27 protein-coding genes, 1 other RNA gene and 1 riboswitch are annotated in these 23,801 nt (G+C 66.3%); of the genes, 16 read left to right on the top strand and 12 right to left on the bottom strand.

Features of this window, described 5'->3' with window-relative positions; translation table 11 throughout:
• Positions 1–128: 128 nt before the first annotated feature.
• Genes ACYRGX_RS01205 through ACYRGX_RS01190 form a run of 4 tightly spaced genes read right to left on the bottom strand, consistent with a single transcriptional unit; the run spans position 129 to position 2,952 of the window.
• Positions 129–860 (bottom strand): amino acid ABC transporter ATP-binding protein, encoded by a 732-nt coding sequence (locus ACYRGX_RS01205; protein ID WP_473054795.1) that lies wholly within the window; start codon positions 858–860, stop codon positions 129–131.
• Positions 847–1,497, bottom strand: coding sequence for an amino acid ABC transporter permease (locus ACYRGX_RS01200; protein ID WP_473054794.1), 651 nt, complete (start codon positions 1,495–1,497; stop codon positions 847–849). Before ACYRGX_RS01200 ends, ACYRGX_RS01205 begins: the two co-directional genes overlap by 14 nt.
• Entirely contained in the window at positions 1,494–2,159 is a 666-nt protein-coding gene (locus ACYRGX_RS01195; protein WP_473054793.1) for an amino acid ABC transporter permease, read from the bottom strand. Before ACYRGX_RS01195 ends, ACYRGX_RS01200 begins: the two co-directional genes overlap by 4 nt.
• A gap of 10 nt (positions 2,160–2,169) precedes the next feature.
• Positions 2,170–2,952, bottom strand: a complete 783-nt coding sequence (locus ACYRGX_RS01190; RefSeq protein ID WP_473054792.1) for a transporter substrate-binding domain-containing protein — start codon at positions 2,950–2,952, stop codon at positions 2,170–2,172.
• A 259-nt stretch (positions 2,953–3,211) separates the two neighbouring features.
• On the opposite strand from ACYRGX_RS01190, the gene ACYRGX_RS01185 reads away from it, so the two are divergent.
• The 5 genes from ACYRGX_RS01185 to ACYRGX_RS01165 all read left to right on the top strand — a co-directional run bounded on the left by ACYRGX_RS01185 (position 3,212) and on the right by ACYRGX_RS01165 (position 8,457).
• On the top strand, positions 3,212–3,916 hold the full coding sequence (locus ACYRGX_RS01185; RefSeq protein WP_473054791.1) for a FadR/GntR family transcriptional regulator: 705 nt from the start codon (positions 3,212–3,214) through the stop codon (positions 3,914–3,916).
• Positions 3,917–4,012: 96 nt separating this feature from the next.
• A complete protein-coding gene (gene trxA, locus ACYRGX_RS01180) occupies positions 4,013–4,339 on the top strand; it encodes a thioredoxin TrxA (protein WP_473054790.1) in 327 nt (108 codons plus the stop codon).
• A gap of 289 nt (positions 4,340–4,628) precedes the next feature.
• Positions 4,629–5,888, top strand: coding sequence for a transcription termination factor Rho (gene rho / locus ACYRGX_RS01175; RefSeq protein ID WP_473054789.1), 1,260 nt, complete (start codon positions 4,629–4,631; stop codon positions 5,886–5,888).
• A 105-nt stretch (positions 5,889–5,993) separates the two neighbouring features.
• A complete protein-coding gene (gene ubiD, locus ACYRGX_RS01170; RefSeq protein ID WP_473054788.1) occupies positions 5,994–7,460 on the top strand; it encodes a 4-hydroxy-3-polyprenylbenzoate decarboxylase in 1,467 nt (488 codons plus the stop codon).
• A 28-nt stretch (positions 7,461–7,488) separates the two neighbouring features.
• Positions 7,489–8,457, top strand: a complete 969-nt coding sequence (locus ACYRGX_RS01165) for a CDP-6-deoxy-delta-3,4-glucoseen reductase (protein ID WP_473056609.1) — start codon at positions 7,489–7,491, stop codon at positions 8,455–8,457.
• Here the strand turns inward: ACYRGX_RS01165 and ACYRGX_RS01160 are convergent.
• A complete protein-coding gene (locus ACYRGX_RS01160; RefSeq protein WP_473054787.1) occupies positions 8,454–9,434 on the bottom strand; it encodes an NADPH:quinone oxidoreductase family protein in 981 nt (326 codons plus the stop codon). The two genes, ACYRGX_RS01165 and ACYRGX_RS01160, sit on opposite strands and share 4 nt — an antisense overlap.
• A 329-nt stretch (positions 9,435–9,763) precedes the next feature.
• Here ACYRGX_RS01160 and ACYRGX_RS01155 point away from each other — a divergent pair, with 329 nt between their 5' ends.
• Positions 9,764–10,171 (top strand): flagellar basal body-associated FliL family protein, encoded by a 408-nt coding sequence (locus tag ACYRGX_RS01155; protein WP_473056608.1) that lies wholly within the window; start codon positions 9,764–9,766, stop codon positions 10,169–10,171.
• A gap of 322 nt (positions 10,172–10,493) precedes the next feature.
• Here ACYRGX_RS01155 and ACYRGX_RS01150 read toward each other — a convergent pair whose 3' ends face one another.
• Complete coding sequence (locus ACYRGX_RS01150) at positions 10,494–10,958, bottom strand: EVE domain-containing protein (protein ID WP_473054786.1); 465 nt, start codon at positions 10,956–10,958, stop codon at positions 10,494–10,496.
• A gap of 194 nt (positions 10,959–11,152) precedes the next feature.
• On the opposite strand from ACYRGX_RS01150, the gene ACYRGX_RS01145 reads away from it, so the two are divergent.
• Positions 11,153–11,314, top strand: coding sequence for a hypothetical protein (locus tag ACYRGX_RS01145; protein ID WP_473054785.1), 162 nt, complete (start codon positions 11,153–11,155; stop codon positions 11,312–11,314).
• Here the strand turns inward: ACYRGX_RS01145 and ACYRGX_RS01140 are convergent.
• The 4 genes from ACYRGX_RS01140 to ACYRGX_RS01125 all read right to left on the bottom strand — a co-directional run bounded on the left by ACYRGX_RS01140 (position 11,311) and on the right by ACYRGX_RS01125 (position 12,699).
• Complete coding sequence (locus tag ACYRGX_RS01140; protein ID WP_473054784.1) at positions 11,311–11,937, bottom strand: 5-formyltetrahydrofolate cyclo-ligase; 627 nt, start codon at positions 11,935–11,937, stop codon at positions 11,311–11,313. The genes ACYRGX_RS01145 and ACYRGX_RS01140 overlap by 4 nt on opposite strands.
• A gap of 31 nt (positions 11,938–11,968) precedes the next feature.
• A non-coding RNA gene (ssrS, locus tag ACYRGX_RS01135) (6S RNA) lies at positions 11,969–12,146 on the bottom strand.
• Positions 12,147–12,178: 32 nt separating this feature from the next.
• Positions 12,179–12,493 carry a cell division protein ZapA gene (locus tag ACYRGX_RS01130; RefSeq protein ID WP_473054783.1) on the bottom strand — a complete coding sequence of 105 codons (315 nt, stop codon included), beginning with the start codon at positions 12,491–12,493 and terminating at the stop codon, positions 12,179–12,181.
• The gene (locus ACYRGX_RS01125; RefSeq protein WP_473054782.1) at positions 12,490–12,699 is read right to left on the bottom strand and encodes a TIGR02449 family protein; all 210 of its coding nucleotides are present in this window, start codon (positions 12,697–12,699) and stop codon (positions 12,490–12,492) included. Before ACYRGX_RS01125 ends, ACYRGX_RS01130 begins: the two co-directional genes overlap by 4 nt.
• A 167-nt stretch (positions 12,700–12,866) precedes the next feature.
• On the opposite strand from ACYRGX_RS01125, the gene ACYRGX_RS01120 reads away from it, so the two are divergent.
• Genes ACYRGX_RS01120 through ACYRGX_RS01100 form a run of 5 tightly spaced genes read left to right on the top strand, consistent with a single transcriptional unit; the run spans position 12,867 to position 17,651 of the window.
• Positions 12,867–13,424, top strand: a complete 558-nt coding sequence (locus ACYRGX_RS01120; RefSeq protein WP_473054781.1) for a UPF0149 family protein — start codon at positions 12,867–12,869, stop codon at positions 13,422–13,424.
• A gap of 7 nt (positions 13,425–13,431) precedes the next feature.
• A complete protein-coding gene (gene pepP, locus ACYRGX_RS01115; protein WP_473054780.1) occupies positions 13,432–14,766 on the top strand; it encodes a Xaa-Pro aminopeptidase in 1,335 nt (444 codons plus the stop codon).
• Positions 14,763–15,950: a 2-octaprenyl-6-methoxyphenyl hydroxylase gene (gene ubiH, locus ACYRGX_RS01110; protein WP_473054779.1), complete on the top strand. Its 1,188-nt coding sequence runs from the start codon at positions 14,763–14,765 to the stop codon at positions 15,948–15,950. Before pepP ends, ubiH begins: the two co-directional genes overlap by 4 nt.
• A gap of 40 nt (positions 15,951–15,990) precedes the next feature.
• A complete protein-coding gene (locus ACYRGX_RS01105) occupies positions 15,991–16,428 on the top strand; it encodes a DUF4442 domain-containing protein (RefSeq protein ID WP_473056607.1) in 438 nt (145 codons plus the stop codon).
• A complete protein-coding gene (locus ACYRGX_RS01100) occupies positions 16,425–17,651 on the top strand; it encodes a 2-octaprenyl-3-methyl-6-methoxy-1,4-benzoquinol hydroxylase (protein ID WP_473054778.1) in 1,227 nt (408 codons plus the stop codon). Before ACYRGX_RS01105 ends, ACYRGX_RS01100 begins: the two co-directional genes overlap by 4 nt.
• Positions 17,652–17,668: 17 nt before the next feature.
• Here ACYRGX_RS01100 and ACYRGX_RS01095 read toward each other — a convergent pair whose 3' ends face one another.
• Positions 17,669–18,595 carry a hypothetical protein gene (locus tag ACYRGX_RS01095; RefSeq protein ID WP_473054777.1) on the bottom strand — a complete coding sequence of 309 codons (927 nt, stop codon included), beginning with the start codon at positions 18,593–18,595 and terminating at the stop codon, positions 17,669–17,671.
• Positions 18,592–19,617: an isopenicillin N synthase family dioxygenase gene (locus ACYRGX_RS01090; RefSeq protein ID WP_473054776.1), complete on the bottom strand. Its 1,026-nt coding sequence runs from the start codon at positions 19,615–19,617 to the stop codon at positions 18,592–18,594. The genes ACYRGX_RS01095 and ACYRGX_RS01090 overlap by 4 nt, the downstream gene beginning before the upstream one ends.
• A gap of 583 nt (positions 19,618–20,200) precedes the next feature.
• Positions 20,201–20,301: riboswitch (guanidine-I (ykkC/yxkD leader) on the top strand.
• A 71-nt stretch (positions 20,302–20,372) separates the two neighbouring features.
• Between ACYRGX_RS01090 and ACYRGX_RS01085 the strand changes: the two genes are divergently transcribed.
• From ACYRGX_RS01085 to ACYRGX_RS01070, 4 genes are read left to right on the top strand one after another with little or no spacing between them, the layout of a single operon-like run.
• Positions 20,373–21,440 (top strand): putative urea ABC transporter substrate-binding protein, encoded by a 1,068-nt coding sequence (locus tag ACYRGX_RS01085; RefSeq protein ID WP_473054775.1) that lies wholly within the window; start codon positions 20,373–20,375, stop codon positions 21,438–21,440.
• Positions 21,441–21,483: 43 nt separating this feature from the next.
• Positions 21,484–22,299, top strand: a complete 816-nt coding sequence (locus ACYRGX_RS01080) for an ABC transporter permease (protein WP_473054774.1) — start codon at positions 21,484–21,486, stop codon at positions 22,297–22,299.
• Positions 22,296–23,072, top strand: a complete 777-nt coding sequence (locus tag ACYRGX_RS01075; protein WP_473054773.1) for an ABC transporter ATP-binding protein — start codon at positions 22,296–22,298, stop codon at positions 23,070–23,072. Before ACYRGX_RS01080 ends, ACYRGX_RS01075 begins: the two co-directional genes overlap by 4 nt.
• Positions 23,069–23,797, top strand: coding sequence for an urea amidolyase associated protein UAAP1 (locus ACYRGX_RS01070; protein ID WP_473054772.1), 729 nt, complete (start codon positions 23,069–23,071; stop codon positions 23,795–23,797). Before ACYRGX_RS01075 ends, ACYRGX_RS01070 begins: the two co-directional genes overlap by 4 nt.
• Positions 23,798–23,801: the final 4 nt, after the last annotated feature.

Raw genomic sequence — 23,801 nt, 5'->3', positions numbered from 1 at the left:
TAGGGGCGTGACCAGGCGCTAGCCTGTGCCGCGCGGCCCCCATGGCCTGGGGGCGATTGCGACGGGGCGGCGCGCGCCGATGAAGGCCCGAAGCGGCGATTCGTCCCGCTGCCGTTGTGCCGGCAGGTTCACAGGTTCACCGAGCCAATGAAGTTGCGCAGTTCCTGGGTCTGCGGCGCAGCGAACAGCGTTTGCGGATCGCCCATCTCATGGACCTTGCCCTGGTGCATGAACACCAGCTTGTCACCGACTTCGCGCGCGAAGCGCATCTCGTGGGTGACCATGACCAGCGTCATGCCCTCGCTGGCTAGCTGCTTGACCACCATCAGCACCTCATTGACCAGCTCGGGATCGAGCGCGGAGGTGATCTCGTCGCAGAGCAGCACCTTGGGCGACATGGCCAGCGCGCGGGCGATCGCCACGCGCTGCTGCTGGCCGCCGGAGAGGCGTTCTGGGTAGGCGTCGAACTTCTCCGCCAGGCCGACCCGTTCGAGCATCGCCTGGGCGATCTTGCGGGCCTCGGCACGCGGCGTCTTTTTCACCACCTGGGGCGCCAGCATGACGTTCTCGCCGACCGTCAGGTGCGGGAACAGGTTGAACTGCTGGAATATCATGCCGACCTTCTGGCGCAGCACGCGCAAGTTGGCGCGGGCGGCGTCGAGGTATTCGCCGTCGACTTCTATGACGCCGTCGTCGATGGTCTCCAGGCCGTTCAGGGTGCGCAGGAAGGTGCTCTTGCCGGAGCCGCTGCGGCCGATGATGGCGATCACCTCGCCTTCCTCGACGTCGAGGTCGATGCCCTTGAGCACGTGGTTTTCGCCGTAGTGCTTGTGCAGGGCGGATACCTTAAGCAGTGGCATGCAGCCTCCTTTCCAGATGACGGGCGAACAGCGACAGGGGATAGCAGAGCAGGAAGTAGCCGAGCGCCACCAGGCCGTACACGAGGAACGGCTGGTAGGTCGCGTTGGCCAGCATGCTGCCGGTCTTGGTCAGTTCCGCGAAGCCGATGATCGAGGTCACCGCGGTGCCTTTCACCACCTGCACGGAGAAGCCGACGGTGGGTGCCACGGCGATGCGCAGGGCCTGGGGCAGGACCACGTGACGGAGGATCTCCAGGCGGGTCATCGCCAGGCTCTCGGCGGCCTGCCACTGGCCGGCGGGAATCGCCTCGACACAGCCGCGCCAGATCTCCGCGAGAAAGGCGCTGGTGAACAGCGTCAGACCGATCGCCGCCGCGACCCACGGCGAGATGTCTCCGCCGGCCAGGGACACGCCGAAGAACACGATGAACAGCTGCATCAGCAGCGGCGTGCCCTGGAACAGCTCGATGTAGCCGCGAGCCAGCATGCGCGGCAGGCGGGCGGGTGCAATGCGCAGCAACAGCACCAGCAACCCGGCCAGGCCGCCGCAGAGGAACGCGACCAGGCTCAGCAGCAGGCTCCATTGCAGGCCGGTGAGCAGGTTGCGGACGATGTCCCACAGGGTGAACTCGATCATCGCCGGCCCTCCACGAAGCGTTTGCCGAAGGCATTCAGCAGTTGGCGCACGAGAATGGCCATCACCAGGTAGAGCAGCGTCGTCAGCAGGTAGGTCTCGAAGGAGCGGAAATTACGCGACTGGATCAGGTTGGCGGCGAAGGTCAGCTCCTCCACGGCGATTTGCGAGCACACGGCAGAGCCGAGCATGACGATCACGATCTGGCTGGAGAGCGCCGGCCAGACCTTGCTCAGTGCCGGGCGCAGGACCACGTGGCGGAAGCTTTCCATGCGCGTCAATGCCAGCGCCGCGGCGGCTTCCAGTTGCCCCTTGGGCGTCGCCTGGATACCGGCGCGGATGATCTCGGTGGAATAAGCCCCGAGGTTGACGATCATCGCCAGCGATGCGGCCTGCCATTCGCTGAGTTTCACCCCCAACGACGGCAGGCCGAAGAAGATGAAGAACAGCTGGACGAGGAACGGCGTGTTGCGGACCAGTTCCACGTAGACCGCGAAGATCCGGTCCAGCGGGCTGATCCTCCAGGCTCGAGCCAGGGCGCCGACGATGCCGAGGCCGACGCCGAAGAGCGTGCCGATGGCCGTCAGGCCGAGGGTGAAGGCCGCGCCATCGAGCAGCAGTGGGTACTGCTCGATGACGGCGGCGAAGTCGAACTGGTAAGCCATGCGCGATGCCTCAGAAGCCGGCCGGCAGCGGCTGCTTCAGCCATTTCTCCGCCAGCGCATTGAGGCTGCCATCGCCCTTGGCTTCGGTGAGGATGCCGTTGACCTTCGCCAGCAGGGCCGGCTCGTTCTTGTTCAGGCCGACATAGCACGGCGAGTCCTTCAGGTTGATCTTCATCGCCGGTACGCGCTGCGGATTGCGCTCGGCGATGCTCGCCATCACCACGTTGCCGCTGGCGATCAGTTCGGTCTGCCCGGAGAGGTAGGCGGCAATGGTCGAGTTGTTGTCCTCGAAGCGCTTGATCTCAAGGCCGGCCGGGGCAACCTTGGTCAGCTCCATGTCTTCCACCGAGCCGCGGGTGATGCTCAGGGTCTTGCCGTCCAGGTCGGCGAGGCTCGCCACCTTGGCATCCTCGGGGCCGAATACGCCCAGGAAGAAGGGGGCGTAGGGGACGGAGAAATCGATCACCTTCTCCCGGTCAGGATTCTTGCCGAGGCTGGAAATCACCAGGTCGACCTTGCCGGTGGCGAGGAAGGGGATGCGGTTGGTGCTGTTCACCGGGGTCAGCTCGACCGTCACGCCCAGGCGCTCGCCGATCAGCTTCGCGGTATCCACGTCCAGCCCGCGCGGTTGCAGGTCCGGGCCGACCGAGCCGAACGGCGGGAAGTCCTGGGGTACGGCCACGCGCAGTACGCCGCGCTCAGTGATGTCGGACAGGGCGTCGGCCTGAGCGCCGCTGGCGCAGAGCACTAGACCGGCGAACAGGCCGGCCAACAACTTGCGGGAATGACGCATCGAGGTTCTCCAGAGTGCGATGGGCAGGCTCCACGCATTGCAGCGGGCATGCCAACCCAGGGTTCGGAACCTTCAAGTCGCTGATTTGCTGGTCGTACTGGTCTGAACAGTTGAGCATTTGGTCAGCTTTGTTTTGGGGTCGTTACGATGCCTTTTGGTGCATTCGACATTTCGCTCGCACTCTTATGGAGCCTGGCTTGCGTCGATTTTAGCGACGCGCTAAAACACCCCTCTTCTGGACCAACCGGCCTGACCAGTCATGAGTGAAAACGCACCTCGTGCAGTGCCCGAACTCGTCGCGCGAGAGATCCGCAAGCTGATCGAGGAGGAGGGGTATGCCGCCGGCGATCTGTTGCCTTCGCAGCGCGAGTTGGCCGAACGCCTGGGGGTGAGCCGCGCCTCGCTACGCGAGGCGCTGTCCTCGCTCAGTGCCCTGGGCTTGGTCAGCGTGCATCCCGGCAAGGGCGCCTACGTTCGCGAGCCGTCGGGCCAGGGGGCGGCCACGGGTTTCGAGTGGCCCTTCGCGGAAGCCGTTTCCGCCGCGGACATCTTCCAGTTGCGCCATGCCCTGGAAGGCTTCGCTGCCGGCCTGGCGGCGCGGGTGGTCACCGACGCCGAGATCGCCCTGCTGGAGCACAACGTGCAGGCGATGCATCGTTGCCTGCAGGCCGGGGATTTCGAAGGTGCCGCGCAACTCGACTTCGCGTTCCATCGGCAACTGCTGCAAGCCAGCGGCAACGCGGCCATGCTCAAGGTCATCGCCAGTAACGCGGCGATCTTCCTGGAAAGCCAGAAACTGCCGTTCATCCGCCCCGAGCGCGCGCTGGAAACCTGGCGCGAACACAAGCGCATCCTGCGCGCCCTCGCCCGGCAGTCCCCCGCGGGGGCGCGTCGGGCGATGCAGGAACACATTCGTGCCGCGGCTTCGCGCACCGGTATTGCATTCGCGGTACTGGATGAGTAATGGTGCCGTTTCGGTTCCGGGTTCGGTACCGGCGCTTCCGGTTCGTCCCCGCTGCGGGCTATGATGCGCGACTGAGTGATTTACACGGAGCTATCCATGAGCGATTTCATTACCCATGTCAGCGATGCCAGCTTCGACCAGGATGTGCTCCAGGCCGAAGGTCCCGTGCTGGTGGATTACTGGGCCGAGTGGTGCGGCCCGTGCAAGATGATCGCGCCGGTTCTCGACGAGATCGCCCAGCAGTACGAGGGCAAGCTGAAGGTCTGCAAGCTGAACATCGACGAAAACCAGGACACCCCGCCCAAGTACGGCGTGCGTGGTATCCCGACGCTGATGCTGTTCAAGAACGGCAGCGTCGAGGCCACCAAGGTCGGCGCGCTGTCCAAGTCGCAGTTGGCTGCGTTCCTCGACAGCAACATCTGATCGTCATCGCATGATCATTCACCGATGCCCGCCCTGTGCGGGCATCGGCGTTCTTGCGGCGGGCAATTGCCTGCTGGGGCCGTCTGGCGGGGCTTTTTGCCGCTAGGGCTGGACGTACCTGGGGACGGGTGTTAGATTCGACCTTGCTGCACATTCGCTGTAGCCCTTTCGCAAGCCGTCGCCGACGCACTCCTACTCGCCAAACCTGCGCGATCCAGTTGCCTCCCCTCGGCACGGCCATCCAAGCCCCCATGCTTGCTCCCTACCTCTACACACCTACGTCAACTCTATGAATCTGACTGAACTCAAGCAAAAGCCTATCGCCGAACTGCTGGATATGGCCGAACAGATGGGCGTGGAGAACATGGCCCGTTCGCGCAAGCAGGACGTCATCTTCGCCCTGCTGAAAAAACACGCGAAGAGCGGCGAAGAGATTTCGGGCGACGGCGTGCTGGAGATTCTCCAGGATGGTTTCGGCTTCCTGCGTTCGGCTGACTCCTCCTACCTCGCAGGTCCTGACGACATCTACGTCTCACCGAGCCAGATCCGTCGTTTCAACCTGCGCACCGGCGACACCATCATCGGCAAGATCCGCCCGCCGAAAGAAGGTGAGCGCTATTTCGCACTGCTCAAGGTCGACTCGATCAACTACGACCGACCGGAGAATGCGAAGAACAAGATTCTCTTCGAGAACCTGACGCCGCTGTTCCCCAACCAGCGCCTCACCATGGAGGCCGGTAACGGCTCCACCGAGGATTTGACGGGCCGCGTGATCGACCTCTGCGCGCCGATCGGCAAGGGCCAGCGCGGCCTGATCGTCGCCCCGCCGAAAGCGGGCAAGACCATCATGCTGCAGAACATCGCGGCCAACATCACCCGCAACAACCCCGAGTGCCACCTGATCGTTCTGCTGATCGACGAGCGCCCGGAAGAAGTGACCGAGATGCAGCGCACCGTGCGCGGCGAAGTGGTCGCCTCGACCTTCGACGAGCCGCCGACCCGCCACGTGCAGGTCGCCGAGATGGTCATCGAGAAGGCCAAGCGCCTGGTCGAGCACAAGAAGGACGTGGTCATTCTGCTCGACTCCATCACCCGTCTTGCGCGTGCCTACAACACCGTGATCCCGAGCTCCGGCAAGGTCCTCACCGGTGGTGTCGACGCCCACGCCCTGGAGAAGCCCAAGCGCTTTTTCGGCGCCGCGCGCAACATCGAGGAAGGCGGCAGCCTGACCATCCTCGCCACCGCGCTGGTGGAAACCGGCTCGAAGATGGACGAGGTGATCTACGAGGAATTCAAGGGTACCGGTAACCTCGAGCTGCAGCTCGACCGCCGCGTGGCCGAGAAGCGCGTCTTCCCGGCGATCAACATCAACCGTTCCGGCACCCGCCGCGAAGAGTTGCTGACCGCCGAGGACGAACTGCAGCGCATGTGGATTCTGCGCAAGCTGCTGCACCCGATGGACGAGATCGCCGCCATCGAGTTCCTCCTCGACAAGCTCAAGGACACCAAGACCAACGACGAATTCTTCCTGTCGATGCGTCGCAAGTAAGTCTGCGAGTACAGCCAAGAGCCGGGGAAACCCGGCTTTTGCGTTTCTGGCTTCACCGCACGAGCCTGTTAGAATCCCTCCCTTTCGCCCCTCCGAGACTCAGGCATGCAGTATCGCGACCTGCGCGACTTCATTGCGGCGCTGGAACAGCGCGGCGAGCTCAAGCGCATCACCACCCCGGTTTCGCCGAAGCTGGAGATGACCGAAATCTGTGACCGCACCCTGCGCAAGGGTGGCCCGGCGCTGCTCTTCGAAAACCCCGTCGGCCACGATATCCCGGTGCTCGGTAACCTGTTCGGCACGCCCGCGCGGGTGGCCCTGGGGATGGGCGCGGACGATGTGTCGGAGCTGCGCGAGATCGGTAAGCTGCTGGCCTTCCTCAAGGAGCCGGAGCCGCCCAAGGGCCTCAAGGACGCCTGGTCCAAGCTGCCGATCTTCAGGAAGGTGATCAGCATGGCGCCCAAGGTGGTCAAGGACGCCGCCTGCCAGGAAGTGATCGAAGAGGGCGACGCCGTCGACCTCACGCGCCTGCCGATCCAGCACTGCTGGCCGGGCGATGCGGCGCCTCTGGTGACCTGGGGCCTGACGGTCACCAAGGGGCCGAACAAGGAGCGGCAGAACCTGGGTATCTACCGCCAGCAGTTGATCGGTCGCAACAAGCTGATCATGCGCTGGCTCAGCCATCGTGGCGGTGCGCTGGATTACCGCGAATGGTGCCTGAAGCACCCGGATACGCCCTATCCCGTGGCCGTCGCCCTGGGCGCCGATCCGGCGACCATTCTTGGCGCCGTCACCCCGGTGCCGGACAGCCTCTCCGAATACGCCTTCGCCGGTCTGCTGCGCGGCTCGCGCAGCGAACTGGTGAAGTGCATCGGCAGCGACCTGCAGGTGCCGGCTGGCGCGGAGATCGTCCTCGAAGGCGTGATCCATCCCGGCGAGACCGCGGCAGAAGGTCCTTACGGCGACCACACCGGCTACTACAACGAGGTCGACACCTTCCCGGTGTTCACCGTCGAGCGCATCACCCGCCGCCGCCAGCCGATCTACCACAGCACCTACACCGGACGTCCGCCGGATGAGCCGGCGGTGCTCGGCCTGGCGCTCAACGAAGTGTTCGTGCCGATCCTGCAGAAGCAGTTCCCGGAGATCACCGACTTCTACCTGCCGCCCGAAGGTTGTTCCTACCGCATGGCGGTGGTGACCATGAAGAAGCAGTATCCGGGGCATGCCAAGCGCGTGATGCTCGGTGTCTGGTCGTTCCTGCGACAGTTCATGTACACCAAGTTCGTTATCGTCACCGACGACGACATCAATGCCCGCGACTGGAATGACGTGATCTGGGCGATCACCACGCGCATGGACCCCAAGCGCGATACGGTGATGATCGACAACACGCCGATCGACTACCTCGACTTCGCCTCGCCGGTCTCCGGTCTGGGCTCGAAGATGGGCCTGGATGCGACGCACAAGTGGCCGGGCGAAACCACGCGCGAATGGGGGCGGGCGATCGAGAAGGATCCGGCGGTGGTCAAGCGCATCGACGAACTCTGGGCCAGCCTGGGGATCGACTAGAACAGCCCCGAAGTACGGAATGCGATTCGTGAACGTGACCTTGCAACCCTCCGGCGCCGTGCTCACGGTGGCGCCGGGCGAAACCCTCCTCGCCGCGGCGCAGCGCCTGGGCTACGAGTGCCCCCACGCCTGTCGCAACGGCAACTGCCATGCCTGCGCCGCATTGCTGGTGGAAGGTCGCGTGCGCCAGCGCGACGTCGAGCACGACAAGGGTGAGATATTCGCTTGTCTGGCGGAGCCGCTCGGCGACTGCGTGATCTATTGGGATGGCGTCCTGGCGCCGGGCGCATTGCCCGAGCGGGAGCTCACCTGCCAGGTGCTCGAGTGCATCGATGCGGGCGGCGACGTGCAGCGTCTGCGCCTGCGCGCGCCGGCCGGCAAGCCGCCGCGCTACCACGCTGGACAGTACCTGCAACTGCAGCGCGAGGACGGTAGCTGGGCGGCGTTCTCCCTGGCTTCGCCGCCGGAGGCTGGGCGCGATCTCGAGCTGCACGTGTTGGCGCGCGAGGCTTCGACCCGGGCGCTGCTCGATGTACTGCGTCGCGAGAGGCTGGCAAAGGTGCGCCTGCCCTTCGGCGATACGCACCTCGCAGAATTACCCGACGGGCCGCTGGTCCTGCTCGCCGCCGGTACCGGCATGGCGCAGATGCATAGCCTGATCGAGCATTGCCGCGCGCGTGGCTTCACCCATCCCGTGCATCTCTACTGGGGCGCGCGGCGGCCGGAGGACTTCTATGCGCTGCCGGCCTGGAAGGCCTGGCAGGAAACCCCCGGCCTGCACCTGCACCAGGTGGTCAGCGACCTGTGTGGCTGGGAAGGCCGCTGTGGTCTGCTGCACGAGGCGGTACGCGAGGACTTCACCGATCTGCGCGGTCTGCACGTCTACGCCAGCGGCTCACCGGCGATGGTCTACGCGACCCTGGACGCCCTGGTGGAGGCGGGCATGGATGCGCACCAGATGCGTGCCGACGTATTCGCCTATGCGCCGCGCGGTTAGTCTCGCGTTCTGATCACCAGCTTGCCGAGCGCCTGGCGATTGGCGAGCGCATCGATCGCGTCGCCCGCCTGGGCCAACGGGTAGGTGCGCGAAACCTTGGGTTTCAGCCGTCCCTCGGCGTGCCACGCGAAGAGCTGCCGGAAGTTGGCGGCGTTGTCTTCGGGCTGGCGCTGGGTGAAGCTGCCCCAGAACACCCCGAGCAGGGCGGCGCCCTTGAGCAGCGGCAGGTTGGCCGGGAGCGAGGGAATCGCACCGCTGGCGAAACCCACCACCAGCATGCGCCCGTTCCAGGCCAGCGAGCGGAAGGCTTCTTCGAACAGGGCTCCGCCCACCGGGTCGTAGATCACGTCCACGCCGCGCCCACCGCTGAGGGCCTTCAACCGCTCGCGCAGGCTGCCCTGTGTGTAGTCGATCAATTCGTCGGCGCCCGCCTCGGCCGCAGCGTCCAGTTTCTCCCGGCTGCTGGCGGCGGCGATCACCGTCGCGCCCATTGCCTTGCCGATCTCCACCGCCGCCAGGCCGACTCCGCCACCGGCCCCGAGCACCAGCAGCGTTTCCCCGGGCTGCAACTGCGCGCGCTGGCGAAGTGCGTGCATCGACGTGCCGTAGGCCATGCCGAAGGCGGCGGCCTCGATGAAATTCAGGCTCTCGGGCAAGGGGATGGCGTTCTGCGCGTTGACCGCGACCTGCTCGGCGAAGCCGCCCCAACCGGTGAGCGCCATCACCCGCTGGCCGGCGCGCAATCCCTGCACCCGCTCACCGGTGGCGACGACGACGCCGGCGACTTCGCCGCCGGGCGAAAAGGGCAGGGGCGGCTGAAACTGGTATTGGCCACGGATGATCAGGCTGTCGGGAAAGTTCACGCCGGCGGCATGCACGTCGATCAGTAAATCGCCGGGCTTGCAGGTCGGTGTCGGTCGCTCTTCCACGACCAGCGCCGAGGCTGGGCCGTGGCTCTTGCACAGCAATGCTTTCATCGCGCAAACCCCGTGAGTGCTTAGTGTCACGACACGCATCAAATGCCGGCCCGCACTGGCCTCGACAGGCATCACTGCGTTGCTCCGCTTGCCAATGCTCCAGTATTGGCGGCGCGAAGCGCCTTGGGCTGCCTGCCGATGGCAGCGCGCGCTTCGACATCCGATACGTGTCGTGACACTAGGTGCGTTGCGTGGGTTGGGCAACTGGCATCCCCGCCGCTGATGGGGCGTCATCAGCGGCAGGCATCATCGGCGGGCTTGGGCGATGCCTGGCGAATGGCTATCCTAGGGGCTGTCCCTGCAGGAGAGATCCTTTGAAGCTCACGAGCATGCTGTTGTCCCTGGCCCTCTCGGCCTTTCTGGCGATGCCATTGCACGCCGAGGAAAAGGCCGCCGAAGGCGAGGCGGCCGGGCCCAAGGTCGTCTACGTCAACCTCTACCCGCCGATCGTCGGCAACTACGGCAGCGGGCCTAAGCTGAAGTATTACAAGGCCGACATCTCCCTGCGCGTGGCCAACGAGGACGCCAAGAAGTTGGTGGAGGCCAACGAGCCGCTGCTGCGCAATCAACTGATCATGCTGTTTGCCGAGCAGACCGACGAGACGCTGAGCTCGGTCGAGGCCAAGGAAGAGGTTCGCAAGAAGGCCCTTGAGCAGACGCGTCACATTCTCGAGCAGGAGACCGGCGCGCCGCAGGTCGATGACCTGCTGTTCAACAACCTCATCGTCCAGCCCTAGGGCCTGTTCCCGTTTCATTCACGGCCGCGCCGGCGCCTGTTTTTCCGCGAGACAAGGCGCGAGTCGCAGGGCTTACCGGGGTAAGTCCAAGACGAGTAACGCCGTATCGCGGCAAAACAGGCACCGGCCCGTAGGGTTGTGCCAGAAATGGCCTGCGCTGTCGTTGCAGGACTTGCCAAGGGAGTGGCCATTGGCTGCGTCCTGCGCCTAACCGCAGGCGATTTCTGGCGAGAACGCGGGGCGGCCATCCGCGGTTCGCGAATGAAACGGGAACAGGCCCTAGAGTGGTTGCAGCGGCGAGCGCTTGCACGCCGCTGGTGCATCAGTGCTGGCTCGTGGCCATCTGGCAAAGGTGTTTCCAGTGTTCCTCGCTCACCGGCATGACCGAGAGCCGGCTGCCCTTGCGCAGGAGTTCCAGACCGTCCAGCGCCTCCTCGTCGCGCAAGCGGGATAGGTCCAGCAGCGGTTCGAAGGTCTCCACCCAGGCTACGTCGCGGGCCAGCCAGGGATTGCTTCCCTTGGCGGCGGCGCGTGCGTCGAAATAGGCGCTGTCCGCCTGCAGCGCCGTAGGGTCCGCATAGGCCGGGCCCTGCAGGCGTCCGATGCCAGCTACGCCAGGGCGTGGGCAACTGGAGTGATAGAACAGGAAGAGATCGCCGTCGGCCATTTCGCGAAGGTAGTTGCGCGCCTGGTAATTGCGCACCCCATCCCAGCGCGCCTGACCCATGCGCTGCAGCGTCTGGATCGACAATTCGTCGGGCTCGGACTTCATTAGCCAATAGGGCATGAACTTTGCTCCGTAAAAAAGGTCTACGGCGCCCGATGGTTGGTCATTCTGCCCAATTGCGGGTTTCGGAGACTTGGCGGAAAATGCCGCCGATTTCACATCGGCCCCGTCTGGGGACCGCATAACTAGAAGTTCTTCAAGAAACCGTCATTCGGCCAACGTCAGCAGATTGCCTTGAAGGGGGAGGCAACTCGATGAAGCGCAAACCAGATCTTTTGTGGGTATTGGTCGTATTGTTCGGACTTGGAATGGTCACCACCGGTTACACCCAGAGTCTGCTCGAGCGTAACGGCGAGCCGATGGCGAACGAGGCGCCCGTCAACGCGCTGCCGGTAGCTCAGGCCGGATCGCGCTAGACGCCATCTCTCCCCTTTGTCCCTGCCGGGTACCAGCGCCTATCGGTGAGGGTGGCGTGCAGGGGGACGTCCCAGTTGGCCAGCGTCAGCCTGTCCACACGCTGGCATTCATGCGCCAGCCCCAGCAGTAGCGGCTTGCGCCAGCTGCTCTGGCGATGCAGATATGCCAGGCTGCGGTCATAGAAGCCGCCGCCCATCCCGAGACGGCCGCCGTGATCGTCGAATCCCACCAGCGGTAGCAACACCAGATCCAGCGCCCATGGGCGACGTTGGCGGGCTGTGTTCGGCCGTGGTTCGGGAATGCCGAAGCGGTTGCGCAGCAGGCGTTCGCCGGGGCGTACGCGCTGGAACACCATGGCCGTGCGCGGCCAGCGGCGGAGTACGGGCAGATAGGTCGCCTGGCCCCGGCGCTGGGCTGCACGCATCAGGGGACGGGGATCGATCTCGCCGTCGCTGGGCAGGTAGAGCGCGATATGGCGGGCGCGTAGGAAGACCGGTGCATGGCTGAGCTGGCGATACAGGTCGCGTGCGGCCTGGCGTTGCTGGCTGGCATCGAGGGCGCGGCGGCTTTGACGCAACAGGCGGCGCAGTTGGACGCGGCTGAGGGAGTTGGCGTGGATCATGCGGATACTGCCAGGGCTGGCAGGAAGGAAGCGACTCCCCGAAGTGCCGCTGTCGGCTTGACCCTTGAACCCGAAAGTTCAAGGTGGCGAACGCCGTCGGCCGTCAGGCTTTCCGTCGGGCGGACATGCACACGGGCCGAGCGTACGTTCTCCAGGGTGTAGCGTATCGGGAGAGGGACGTGGCCAACTGGCGCACACACCAGGGAGCGGCACCAGTATATCGCAAAGGGCGCTGCGAACATCAATCGCGCGTTTCTTCCTGATCGGTGGCCAGGGCGGCGTCGACGCGCTCCAGCAGGTCACGGACCTGACCGCGGGTGGCGCTGGCGTCGCGCTCCTGGTGCTGCTGGCGGTGCAGCAGCTCGTGGGTGATGTTCAGCGCGGCCATTACCGCGACGCGGTCGGCGCCGATCACCTTGCCGCTGTTGCGGATCTCGCGCATCTTGCCGTCCAGATAGCGCGCGGCGCTCTCCAGGTTGGTGCGTTCGGCCGGTGGGCAGGCGATGCAGTATTCCTTGTCGAGGATCTGCACATTGAGGGTTTCAGGCTGGGTCATGAGTCCTGCTCCAGGGCTTTGAGGCGCGAAATCATCGCTTCGACCTTAAGCCGGGCCATTTCGTTCTTTTCGATGAGTGCGGATCGCTCCTCACGCCACGCGCGTTCGCTGGCGCGTAGGGCGCGATTCTCCGCCTGCAGTGTGTGTACGCGCTGCAACAGACGGTCGAGACCTTCGGCCAGCGCGCGTATTTCGGGATTGTCCATGGTGTCGCCCTTGGCGGCGATGCCCGGATGGCAGGGCTGTGCTGGCAGGGCCGGGCTGCTAGGATACGAAACCCAGATTCTATTGTTTGTGCGTCGATGCGCCTAGCGGCTGTTTGAAATTCCGCTGCATCGCCGCTTTTCCGCTTTTTCCAGCCACGATGGTCGCCATGTCCAGTTCTGCCTATTCCGCCTTTTCCCAACTGCTGGCCGACTCCGGCCAACTGGTCTCCGCCGCCGAACTGCACGGCCTGCTGCTCGGGCGCAGTTGCGCCGGCGCCGGCTTCGATGCCGAGGCCTGGCTCAGTGACGCCGTCGAGTTGCTCGGCAGCGAGCCGGAAGGCGCCGTGCGCCAGGCCCTGATCGGTTTGCAGGAGATGGTTCGCGGCGAGCTCACCGGCGAAGACGCCGCGGTGGTGCTGCTGTTGCCCGATGACGAACTGCCGGTGGCCGAGCGCACCGCCGCCCTCGGTCAATGGTGCCAGGGCTTCCTCGCAGGCTTCGGGGTGATCGCCGGCGACGCGCCCTTGTCGGCGGAGGCGATGGAGGTGCTGCAGGACATGGCCGCGATCGCCCAGGTCGGTAACGACGTGGAGGAGAGCGAGGCCGCCGAGAACGACTACATGGAAGTCATGGAGTACCTGCGCGTGGCCCCGTTGCTGCTCTACGCGGAATGCTCGCGCGCCGCCCCCGCACCGGCACCCGCCGACAAGCCCGCGCTGCACTGAGGCGCCCATGCCCAGCCTGCCGAGAGCGGAGTTCGCCCGGCGCCGCAAGGCGCTGATGGCGCAGATGGAAGTCGACAGCATCGCCATCCTCGCCGCGGCGCCGGTGAAGATGCGCAACCGCGACGTCGAGCATGTCTATCGCCAGGACAGCGATTTCCAGTACCTCACCGGATTTCCAGAGCCGGAAGCGGTGCTGGCGCTGATTCCCGGGCGCGAGCACGGCGAGTACGTGCTGTTCTGCCGCGAGCGCGATCCCCAGCGTGAACTCTGGGAAGGCTTGATGGCCGGCCAGGAAGGCGCGGTGGAGCGCTATGGAGCCGACGACGCCTTTCCCATCGACGATATCGACGACATCCTCCCGGGCCTCATCGAAGGGCGTAGCCGCGTCTACTACGCCATCGGCGCGCACCCGGAGTTCGATGCGCGGTTGCTCGAATGGGTCAACGTGATCCGTGGCAAGGCCGCCCTCGGCGCCCGCCCGCCCAAGGAATTCATCGCCCTCGACCCGCTGCTGCATGACATGCGCCTGTACAAGAGCGCCGCCGAAGTGCGCTTGATGCGCGAGGCCGCGAAGGTCTCGGCGCGCGCCCACGTGCGGGCCATGCAGACGGCGCGCGCCGGCCTCTACGAGTACCACCTCGAGGCCGAGCTGGAGTACGAGTTCCGCAAGGGCGGGGCGAAGATGCCCGCCTATGGCTCGATCGTCGCGGCCGGGCGCAACGGCTGCATCCTCCATTACCAGCAGAACGATGCGCGCTTGCGCGACGGCGACTTGGTGCTGATCGACGCCGGCTGCGAGCTGGATTGCTATGCCAGCGACATCACCCGCACCTTTCCCGTCAGCGGTCGCTTCTCCGCCGAGCAGAAGGCGCTCTACGAGATCGTCCTGGCGGCCAACGAGGAAGCCTTCCGGCACATCGCGCCGGGACGCCACTGGAATGAAGCCCATGAAGCGACCGTGCGGGTGATCACCGCGGGGCTGCTGGAACTCGGCTTGCTCGAAGGCGAGCTGGAGGCGCTGATCGCCAGCGAGGCGTACAAGCGCTTCTACATGCACCGTGCCGGACACTGGCTTGGCCTGGATGTGCATGATGTTGGCGACTACCGCGTCGGCGGCGCCTGGCGCGTGCTGGAGCCGGGCATGTGCCTGACGGTCGAGCCGGGGATCTACATCGGTGCCGAGGACGCCAGCGTGCCACGCAAGTGGCGTGGCATCGGCATTCGCATCGAGGACGACGTGGTGGTGACGAAGAAAGGCTGCGAGGTACTGACCGACGGCGTGCCCAAGCGCGTCGCGGAAATCGAGGCACTGATGGCCGAGGCCCGGGGGACGGTGGCGTGAGCAAGCGATATCAGATAGCGATCATCGGTGGCGGACTGGTTGGCGCCAGCCTGGCCTTGGCGCTGCAGGCCGGCGCGCGCGCGCGCGGTTGGTCGATCCTGCTGGTCGAGCCCTATGCGCCGGGTCACGAATACCAGCCCAGCTACGATGCGCGCTGCTCGGCGCTGTCCTTCGGTACCCGGCGAATCTATGAGCGTCACGGCCTGTGGACGGCGATCGCCGAGCGTGCCGAGGCGATCCGCGACATTCACGTGTCCGAGCGCGGGCGCTTCGGCGCCACCCGCCTGTCGGCGTCGGAAGAGGGCGTCGAGGCGCTCGGCTACGTGGTGGAGAACGCCTGGATCGGCCACTGCCTGTGGCGGGCGCTGGACCCGGAGGTGGTGCAGTGGCGCTGTCCGGCAGAGGTCAACGCACTGCAGCCGCTGGCCGACGGCTATCGTCTGACCCTGGACGACGACAGCCAGATCGATTGCGACCTGGCGGTGCTCGCCGATGGCGGTCGCTCGCGGTTGCGCGAGCAGTTGGGCATCCACGTCAGGCAGACGCCCTACGGGCAGACCGCGCTGATCGCCAACCTGACGCCGGGTCACGATCACCAGGGCCTGGCCTTCGAGCGTTTCAGCGCCGAGGGTCCGCTGGCCCTGTTGCCGCTGCCGGAGAAGCGCTGCGCGCTGGTCTGGACGCGACCGCTGGCGGATGCCGAGCGGCTGCTGGCACTGGACGATGCCGCCTTCCTCGCCGAGTTGCAGGACGCCTTCGGCTACCGTCTGGGCACGCTGCGCCAGGTCGGTGTGCGCCACGCCTATCCGTTGGTGCTCAGCGAGGCCGAGGAGCAGGTTCGCCCGCACCTGGCGGTGCTCGGCAACGCGGCCCACGGCATGCACCCGATCGCCGGGCAGGGCTACAACCTGTCGCTGCGCGACACCCAGGCACTGGCCGACGCCGTGCTGGCCAGCGAGGCACTGCCCGGTGATTTCGGCGTGCTGCAGGCCTACCTGGCCGGGCAGCAACGCGACCAGGCACTGACCGTGGGGTTCTCTGACCAGGTCACCCGGCTGTTCGGGCGCGACAACACGCTGCTCAACCACGGCCGCCACCTCGGTCTGCTGGCATTGGACCTGTTGCCGCCGGCCAAGCGCTGGTTCGCTCGCCAGGCCATGGGGATGGGCGTACGTGCGCTCTGAGGTGCGTCGTGCGCGCAAGGCGCGCTGGCTGCGCTGGTTGATGAACGTCTACCCGCCCTTCGTTGGCGCGGGCATTCGTGTGCGACGGATCAGCGCGGACTTCCGCCAGATCGACGTACGCATGGCGCTGACCTGGTACAACCGCAACTACGTTCGCACCCAGTTCGGCGGCTCCCTGTACAGCATGACCGATCCCTTCTACATGCTGATGCTGATGGAGCTGCTCGGGCGCGACTACGTGGTCTGGGACAAGGCCGCACACATCGAATTCGTCAGCCCCGGGCGAGGCGCGGTACACGCGTGCTTCGTGGTGGACGACGCGCTGCTGGAGCGGGTGCGCGAGCACACCGCCGGTGGCGAGAAGTACCTGCCGCAGATCCATGTCGAGGTGCGCGATGACGCCGGCACCCTGGTCGCGCGAGTACAGAAGACCCTATACGTGCGGCGCAAGCCGCGAGCGAGGAGCGAGACAGCATGACGAGACAGGCGCAACTGGTGGTGGTCGGTGCCGGCATGGTCGGCAGTGCCCTGGCGTTGGCCATGGCCGACAGCGGCCTGGACATCGTGCTGGTCGATGGTGGTGCGGTGGAGCCCTCGGCGTTCGACGCCCAGGCGCCGTTCGAGCCGCGGGTCAGCGCGCTTTCGCTGGCCAGCCAGCGCGTCCTTCAGCGCCTCGGTGCCTGGGACGGCGTGCTCGCCCGGCGTGCCAGCCCCTATGCCGAGATGCATGTCTGGGACGGCGCCGGCACCGGTGAGATCCACTTCAGCGCCGCCAGCGTGCAGGCCGAGGTACTCGGCCACATCGTCGAGAACCGCGTGGTGCAGGACGCCCTGCTCGAGCGCCTGCGGAGCACCGGCGTGGAACGTATCGGCCAGGTTCGCGTGGAACAGTTGCGGCGCTCCGGCGACGGCTGGCTGCTCAGCCTGGCCGACGGCCGCGAGGTGCGTACCCCGCTGCTGGTCGCCGCCGATGGCGCCAATTCGCTGGTGCGCCGCCTGACCGGCTGCGCCACCCGCGAATGGGATTACCTGCACCACGCGATCGTCACCAGCGTGCGTTGCGAGAAGCCGCACCAGCGTGCTGCCTGGCAGCGCTTTACCGACCAGGGTCCGCTGGCCTTCCTGCCCCTCGCCAGCGAGGGAGGTCGCGAATGCTCGATCGTCTGGTCGCTGCCGCCGGCACGCGCCGAACAGATGATGGCGCTGGACGATGCAGCGTTCTGCGCGGCCCTCGGCGAGGCCTTCGAGCTGCGCCTGGGGCGTATCGAATCCGCCGACCCGCGACTGTGCATCCCGCTGCGCCAGCGACATGCCAAGCGTTACGTGCAGCAGGGGCTGGCGCTGATCGGCGATGCTGCACACGTGATCCATCCGTTGGCCGGGCAGGGCGTCAACCTCGGTTTCCTCGATGCCGCGGTGCTGGCCGAGGAACTGCAGAACGGACTCGCCCGTGGCGAGGCGTTGGGCGACCTGCGCCGGCTATCGCGTTTCGAGCGTCGGCGCATGCCCTACAACCTGGCGATGATGGCCTCCATGGAAGGCTTCGAGCGGCTGTTCCAGGCCGACACGCTGCCGCTGCGCTGGTTGCGCAACGCCGGCCTGAAACTGGTGGAAGGGCAGGCGGAGGCCAAGGGCCTGTTCGTACGCCAGGCGCTGGGGTTGTCGGGTGACCTGCCACCGCTGGCGCGCGCCGCCGGCTGATCTGGGGCGCGGCGCCCTTATTCCAGGATGCGCAGGTGGCGCTCCAGGGTTTCCCGCTCGGCGCCGAACCAGGCGCCTGCCTGGGCGTCTTGCGCGGTGTTCGGCGCGGCCTGCCAATCCGGCTCCAGGGTGCCTACCTCGAACAGGCGCACCCGTGGGCCCTGAGGCGTTTCCCAGGATTGCCTTAGACGCCCATCGGCGAGCTTCTCGAAGCCGTCCAGGGGGAGACGCTCACCCCTTCTCGCCGGCAGCGTGGCGCGCTCGACGCGATAGCCGTCGCCGCGATCCACCGCCAGCATCGTATCGCAGGCGAACAACGCCACCAGCGCCGCCGCGTCGCCGGCTGCCTGCCGGGCACGGTCACGCAGGCTGGCGCCCTGCTCGTCCAGGCTGACGGGGCGTCCGCGCACCAGGCCGGCATGGTGCCCGCAGACGATCAGGCCACCGCCGCGATGCAGTACGCGACCGTCATCGGCATCGCATTCCTCCAGCAGGCGGAGGCCGATCAGCGGGCCTCCGCTGGCCTGCAGGCGCCAGTCCTCGACGTAGGCCCCGCTGGGGGCGAACTCGATCATGCAGTTGCCCACCCGTTGCAGCAGCGCCGGCTCCGGCCAGCGGTTGTGCAGCTGCAGGCTCACGCCGCCCTGCCAACTCAGGCGCTGCCCGTCCCACAGGCTGTCCGCGGCCCAGCCCTCATGGTTCGCCAATTGGCGCAACTGCTCGGCGTCGTAGTCCCGCAGCGGGCGCACGGGCGGCGGCGCGACGTCGGGCAGGCGCAGGTCGATAGTGAAGTGGCGGCTCTGTAGCCAGTGCACCTGGGTGCGCTCGTCACTGCGGCCGTCGGCGAAGCTGATGCAGCGGCGGCGGAAGTGCCCGAGCATCCAGTCCGGTACGCCGCCTTCGGCACGCCGGGGGTATTGGCGGGCGAGTTGCAGCAGGTTCATGCGGCACCTCCGGCACATCCCGGGCCGAAGCTGGATAGCCCCAGGCTGCCGTCGGGCAGTCGTAGTTCGCCGGACTCCAGGCGCTGGCGCAGGTAGCTGAAGGTCTGCACGGTCTGTGCGAAGAGATGATCGCCGCAGATCACCGGCGGATAGTCGCGGTCGCCGCGGCGTGCCAGGCCCGGCAGCGGCGCGATACGCGTGGGATAGTCGCAGGCGCAGAAAAGAGGAAAGGCGTAGCGCTCCTCGGCAACCTTGCGCACGCGGTGCGCGGTGGCGACGAACTGGCCGTTGCTGAGCACTTCCAGCATGTCGCCGATGTTGATGACGAAGGCGTCCTCGATCAGCGGCACCTCGATCCATGTGCCGGCGCCGTTCTGCACCTGCAGGCCGGGTGCGGTGGGCAGCAAGATGGTGAAGCACTCGTAATCGGTGTGTGCGCCGATGCCGGGGCGGTCGGCCTGCGGGTCGGGATCGAGTGGGTAGTGGATCAGGCGCAGCTGGCTGGTCGGCTGGCGGGTCAGTGCGGTGAAGCTGTCCTCGGGCAGACCCAGCGCCAGGGCGAAGCCGCGGAACAGTCGCTCACCCAGTGCCAGGGCCGTGCGGTAGTAGGCGCTCACCGCGTCTTGGAACGCCGTCGAGTCCGGCCACTGGGTCGGCCCCAGCAGGGGATAGCGCTGGGGGCCGTCGCGGTAGTCGTAATTGACGTCGTAGGCTTCCTTGAGATCGAAGCCGCCGTCGGCGAAGCGCTCCTCACCTTCCGGCACGTAGCCGCTGTGGTTGCTCGACTGGCCGATATAGAAGCGCATCTTCTCCTCCAGCGGGCGGGCGAAGAAGCGGCGGGCCTGTTCCAGCAAGTCGCCGCGCAGCTCGCGGCCAATGCCGTGTCCGGTGATCTGCAGGAAGCCGACGTTGCGCGCGGCATCGCCGAGACGCTCGGCCACCTGTTGGCGGCGGGAAAGCTCGGGCGAGTCGAGGTCGGCGACGTCGATCAGGGGGATGCTGCTGAAGGTACTCGGTGCCATGGCGAACGGTCCTTAAGGGCCTGTTGACGTTTCGTTCACGGCCGCGCCGGTTCCTATTTTGGCGCGAGACAAGGCGCGAGTCGCAGGGCTTACCGGGGTAAGTCCAAGACGAGCAACGCCGTATCGCGCCAAAATAGGAGCCGGCCCTCCGGGTTGTGCCAGAAATGGCCTGCGCCGTCGTTGCAGGCTTTGCCAAGGGAATGACCATTGGCTTCAGCCTGCGCCTAGTCGCAGGCCATTTCTGGCGACAACGCGGCTCGCGAACGAAACGTCAACAGGCCCCGCGTTACCTGGTCGTCCAGTGGAGCAGCGCGGGCGGGTCGTCCCGCCAGCCGGGAGGCTGCTGCGCGCAGAATGAAGCGATAAGCGTGCCATCCGCGAAACAGGCGCTTGCAGGGTGGGGAGTGCCTGCTGCTGGTGCGCCGAGGCGATGCTTTTGCCTCGATGTTGTGCGTGGAGCGGCGCTGTCCTGGCTTCAAGCCCCGGCTTCCAGCGGCTGCGGCGCTTGGCACGGTATTCGCTAAAACCTCGTACGTGCAGGGTTTGCCCGGGATGTTCCCGGAATCGCGGCACCACAATCTGATCAATGGACGACTAGGGTTCCGATCCGCCGCAAAGCGGGTGCTGGTCCGAGAGTCGTCGACCTCCATCGAGGTTACACGGCGGGATAAAAGCCCGGGAGAACGCGCCTTTCGAAGCGATTCGAAACGTGCCGCGACTCCTGCCCGTGCCTAACCATCGAACCGGAGGTTCCCATGCGTAAGCGCCGTCTACTCTCCCTCGCCGCCGCCGGCCTCGTCGCCGTTCTCGGGGCCAATGCCCACGCGGAAAAGAAAGACCACTTCAACGTCTGCTGGACCCTCTACGCCGGCTGGATGCCCTGGGGCTACGCCAGCACCTCCGGGATCGTCGACAAGTGGGCGAAGAAATACGGCATCAGCATCGATGTCACCCAGCTCAACGACTATGTCGAGTCGATCAACCAGTACACCGCCGGCCAGTTCGACGGCTGCACGATGACCAACATGGACGCGTTGACCATTCCCGCCGCCGGCGGCGTGGACTCCACCGCGCTGATCGTCAGCGACTACTCCAACGGTAACGACGGCCTGCTGATCAAGGGCGAGGGCAAGACCCTGGCCGACCTCAAGGGCAAGCCGGTCAACCTGGTGGAGCTCTCGGTCTCCCACTACTTCCTCGCCCGCGCGCTGGAAAGCGTCGGCATGAGCGAGCGCGACGTGCAGGTGGTGAACACCTCCGATGCCGACATCGTCGCCGCCTTCTCCACGTCGGATGTCGTGGCTGCGGCCACCTGGAACCCGATGCTCGCGGAAATCGCCGCGCAGCCCGGCGTCAGCGAAGTCTATGACTCCTCCAAGCTGCCCGGCGAAATCCTCGACATGATGGTGGTGAACACCCAGACGCTGAAGGACAACCCCGCCCTGGGCAAGGCGCTGACTGGCGCCTGGTTCGAGATCATGGCGCTGATGCAGGCCGGTACGCCTGAATCCGAAGCCGCGCTGAGCGAGATGGCCAAGGCCTCGGGCACCGACCTCGCCGGCTACAAGGCGCAGCTGGCCACCACCCAACTGTTCTACACGCCGAAGGACGCCGTGGCGTTCGTCACCGAAGCGTCGCTGGCGCAGACCATGAGCAAGGTCGCCAACTTCAGCTTCGAGCACGGCATCCTCGGCGAGGGCGCCAGCAGCCCGGACGCCATCGGCATGAGCTTCGCCGGAGACGTGGTTACCGGCGACAAGGGCAACGTCAAGCTGCGCTTCGACCCGACCTACGTGCAGATGGCCGCCGACGGCAAGCTCTGAGCAGACGGGGGGCGCGCCGGCGCGCGTCCCTCGGAGGAACATCATGCGTCTGATCAATCTCCATCCCGGTCGCTCCGGGCGGTTGCTGCTGGTGCTGCTGCCGTTCGCGTTGCTGCTGTTCGCCTATGTCGCCGGTTCCAACGCGCGACTGGCGGAAAACCCCAACGACAAGCTGCTGCCCAGCGCCGCGCAGATGGTCGACGCCGTGCAGCGGCTGGCCTTCGAGGAGGACCGTCGCAGCGGCGACTACCTGTTCTGGCGCGACACCTTGTCCAGCCTGGAGCGCCTGGGCATGGGGCTGGGCGTCTCGGCGCTGCTCGGACTCTGCCTGGGCGTCGCCGCCGGCACCCTACCGTTGCTGCGGGCGCCGCTGTCGCCCCTGGTGGCAGTGCTGTCGATGGTGCCACCGCTGGCGATCCTGCCGATCCTGTTCATCGTCTTCGGCCTCGGCGAGTTGTCCAAGGTGGTGCTGATCACCCTCGGCATCACCCCGGTGATCGCCCGCGACCTGGAGCAGCGCGCCCGGGAGATTCCCGTCGAACTGCTGGTCAAGGCGCAGACCCTGGGCGCCAACACCTGGACGCTGATCCTGCGAGTGGTGTTGCCGCAACTGCTGCCGCGCCTGCTGATCGCCGTGCGCCTGGCGCTGGGTTCCGCCTGGCTGTTCCTGATCGCCGCCGAGGCGATCGCCTCCACCGACGGGCTCGGCTATCGCATCTTCCTGGTGCGCCGTTACCTGGCGATGGACGTGATCCTGCCCTACGTCATCTGGATCACCCTGTTGGCCTGGGCCCTGGACTACCTGCTGCGCCTGATCTCCAGCCGCGCGTTCCCCTGGTACGTGGAGGGCAAGGCATGATCGAGATCCGCAACCTGTGGAAGGAATACGGCGATCAGGTGGTGCTGGAGAACCTGCAGTTGACCGTGCGCGAGGGAGAATTCTGCTCGCTGGTCGGCGCCTCCGGCTGTGGCAAGTCGACCTTCCTGCGCATGCTGCTGGGCCAGGAGCAACCCAGCCGCGGGCAGATCCTGCTCGACGGCGAGCCGTTGCCGAGCGAACCGGATGCCAGCCGTGGCGTGGTGTTCCAGCGCTACTCGGTGTTCCCGCACCTGTCGGTACGCGACAACGTCGCCCTCGGCCTGGAGCTGCCACGCACGCCGCTGCTCGGGCGCCTGCTCGGCAGCGCCAAGCGCCGCGCCCGTGACGAAGCCTGCACGATGCTCGAACGGGTCGGCCTCGGGCATTCCCTGGACAAGTACCCGGCGCAGCTCTCCGGCGGCATGCAGCAACGCCTGGCAATCGCCCAGGCGCTGATCATGAAACCGCGCATGCTGTTGCTCGACGAGCCCTTCGGGGCGCTCGATCCGGGCATCCGCAAGGACATGCACGGGCTGCTGCGCGAGCTCTGGCAGGAAACCCGGCTGACCGTCTTCATGGTCACCCACGATCTCTCCGAGGGCTTCACCCTCGGCAGTCGCGTGCTGGTCTTCGACAAGACCCGCGTCGATCCCCAGGCCCCCGGCGCCTACGGCGCCCGCATCACCTACGACATTCCGCTTTCCCGCCGTGACGGCCCGGCCGCTGTGCCCGCCGAGGTTGCCGCCACGCTGACCCGAGGTATATCCGCATGAACACCGAGCCGACCCTGCGTCCGACGCTCTACGAAGAAACCCTGCCCGGCGGCGGAACCGCCTCGTTCGTCCTCAAACGCGGCCAGTTGCTGCGCCTGAGCGATCTCGAGGGCGGCGCCAACGTGTCGATGATGCTGTTCAACGCCGTGGAGAAAAGCGAGCGGCTGAACCTGCCCGACAGCCTCAAGGGCCAGCACACCGCCAAGCTCACCGTCGGCCATTGCCTGTACTCGGACATGGGCCGGGTGCTCGCCGCGATCACCGCCGACACCTGCGGCTGGCACGACAGCTTCGGCGGCGTACTGAACGCCGAGGAAGTCGCCGAGAAGTACGGCCAAGGCCGTTATCAGGAGCTGCGCAACGGCTTCCACCGCAACGGCGTGGACAACCTGCTGGTGGAAATGGGCAAGTGGAACCTCGGCCTGGCCGACCTGCTGATGGTGGTCAACCTGTTCAGCAAGGTCACCGTCGATGCCGATGGTGCCTTCGCCTTCCACCCCGGCAACAGCCAGGCCGGCGACTACGTCGAGCTGTATGCGCCGATGGACACCCTGGTGGTGCTCACCGCGCTGCAGCACCCGATGGACCCCGATCCGCAGTACGCGCCCAAGCCGGTCGGTTTGCAGATCCGTCGCGCCGTCGGCGACGGCATCAGCGTGCTCTGCCGCACCTCGCGCCCGGAAAACGGCCGCGCCTTCTACAACACCGAACGCCTGTATATCTGAGGAG

Source organism: Pseudomonas sp. R4-15 (assembly GCF_055768815.1).
Note: the sequence above shows the minus strand (reverse complement) of the source record. Positions and strands in the feature narration are given on the sequence as shown.

Coding starts and splice junctions, on each gene's coding strand:
- ACYRGX_RS01085 (WP_473054775.1), top strand. CDS start 20,373: ATGCGTAAGCGCCGTCTACTCTCCCTCGCCGCCGCCGGCCTCGTCGCC.
- ACYRGX_RS01185 (WP_473054791.1), top strand. CDS start 3,212: ATGAGTGAAAACGCACCTCGTGCAGTGCCCGAACTCGTCGCGCGAGAG.
- ACYRGX_RS01155 (WP_473056608.1), top strand. CDS start 9,764: ATGCTGTTGTCCCTGGCCCTCTCGGCCTTTCTGGCGATGCCATTGCAC.
- ACYRGX_RS01150 (WP_473054786.1), bottom strand. CDS start 10,958: ATGCCCTATTGGCTAATGAAGTCCGAGCCCGACGAATTGTCGATCCAG.
- ubiD (WP_473054788.1), top strand. CDS start 5,994: ATGCAGTATCGCGACCTGCGCGACTTCATTGCGGCGCTGGAACAGCGC.
- ACYRGX_RS01075 (WP_473054773.1), top strand. CDS start 22,296: ATGATCGAGATCCGCAACCTGTGGAAGGAATACGGCGATCAGGTGGTG.
- trxA (WP_473054790.1), top strand. CDS start 4,013: ATGAGCGATTTCATTACCCATGTCAGCGATGCCAGCTTCGACCAGGAT.
- ACYRGX_RS01145 (WP_473054785.1), top strand. CDS start 11,153: ATGAAGCGCAAACCAGATCTTTTGTGGGTATTGGTCGTATTGTTCGGA.
- ACYRGX_RS01130 (WP_473054783.1), bottom strand. CDS start 12,493: ATGACCCAGCCTGAAACCCTCAATGTGCAGATCCTCGACAAGGAATAC.
- ACYRGX_RS01200 (WP_473054794.1), bottom strand. CDS start 1,497: ATGATCGAGTTCACCCTGTGGGACATCGTCCGCAACCTGCTCACCGGC.
- ACYRGX_RS01140 (WP_473054784.1), bottom strand. CDS start 11,937: ATGATCCACGCCAACTCCCTCAGCCGCGTCCAACTGCGCCGCCTGTTG.
- ACYRGX_RS01080 (WP_473054774.1), top strand. CDS start 21,484: ATGCGTCTGATCAATCTCCATCCCGGTCGCTCCGGGCGGTTGCTGCTG.
- ACYRGX_RS01205 (WP_473054795.1), bottom strand. CDS start 860: ATGCCACTGCTTAAGGTATCCGCCCTGCACAAGCACTACGGCGAAAAC.
- ACYRGX_RS01195 (WP_473054793.1), bottom strand. CDS start 2,159: ATGGCTTACCAGTTCGACTTCGCCGCCGTCATCGAGCAGTACCCACTG.
- ACYRGX_RS01190 (WP_473054792.1), bottom strand. CDS start 2,952: ATGCGTCATTCCCGCAAGTTGTTGGCCGGCCTGTTCGCCGGTCTAGTG.
- ACYRGX_RS01105 (WP_473056607.1), top strand. CDS start 15,991: ATGAACGTCTACCCGCCCTTCGTTGGCGCGGGCATTCGTGTGCGACGG.
- ACYRGX_RS01100 (WP_473054778.1), top strand. CDS start 16,425: ATGACGAGACAGGCGCAACTGGTGGTGGTCGGTGCCGGCATGGTCGGC.
- ACYRGX_RS01120 (WP_473054781.1), top strand. CDS start 12,867: ATGTCCAGTTCTGCCTATTCCGCCTTTTCCCAACTGCTGGCCGACTCC.
- ACYRGX_RS01125 (WP_473054782.1), bottom strand. CDS start 12,699: ATGGACAATCCCGAAATACGCGCGCTGGCCGAAGGTCTCGACCGTCTG.
- ACYRGX_RS01070 (WP_473054772.1), top strand. CDS start 23,069: ATGAACACCGAGCCGACCCTGCGTCCGACGCTCTACGAAGAAACCCTG.
- ACYRGX_RS01095 (WP_473054777.1), bottom strand. CDS start 18,595: ATGAACCTGCTGCAACTCGCCCGCCAATACCCCCGGCGTGCCGAAGGC.
- pepP (WP_473054780.1), top strand. CDS start 13,432: ATGCCCAGCCTGCCGAGAGCGGAGTTCGCCCGGCGCCGCAAGGCGCTG.
- ACYRGX_RS01160 (WP_473054787.1), bottom strand. CDS start 9,434: ATGAAAGCATTGCTGTGCAAGAGCCACGGCCCAGCCTCGGCGCTGGTC.
- rho (WP_473054789.1), top strand. CDS start 4,629: ATGAATCTGACTGAACTCAAGCAAAAGCCTATCGCCGAACTGCTGGAT.
- ACYRGX_RS01090 (WP_473054776.1), bottom strand. CDS start 19,617: ATGGCACCGAGTACCTTCAGCAGCATCCCCCTGATCGACGTCGCCGAC.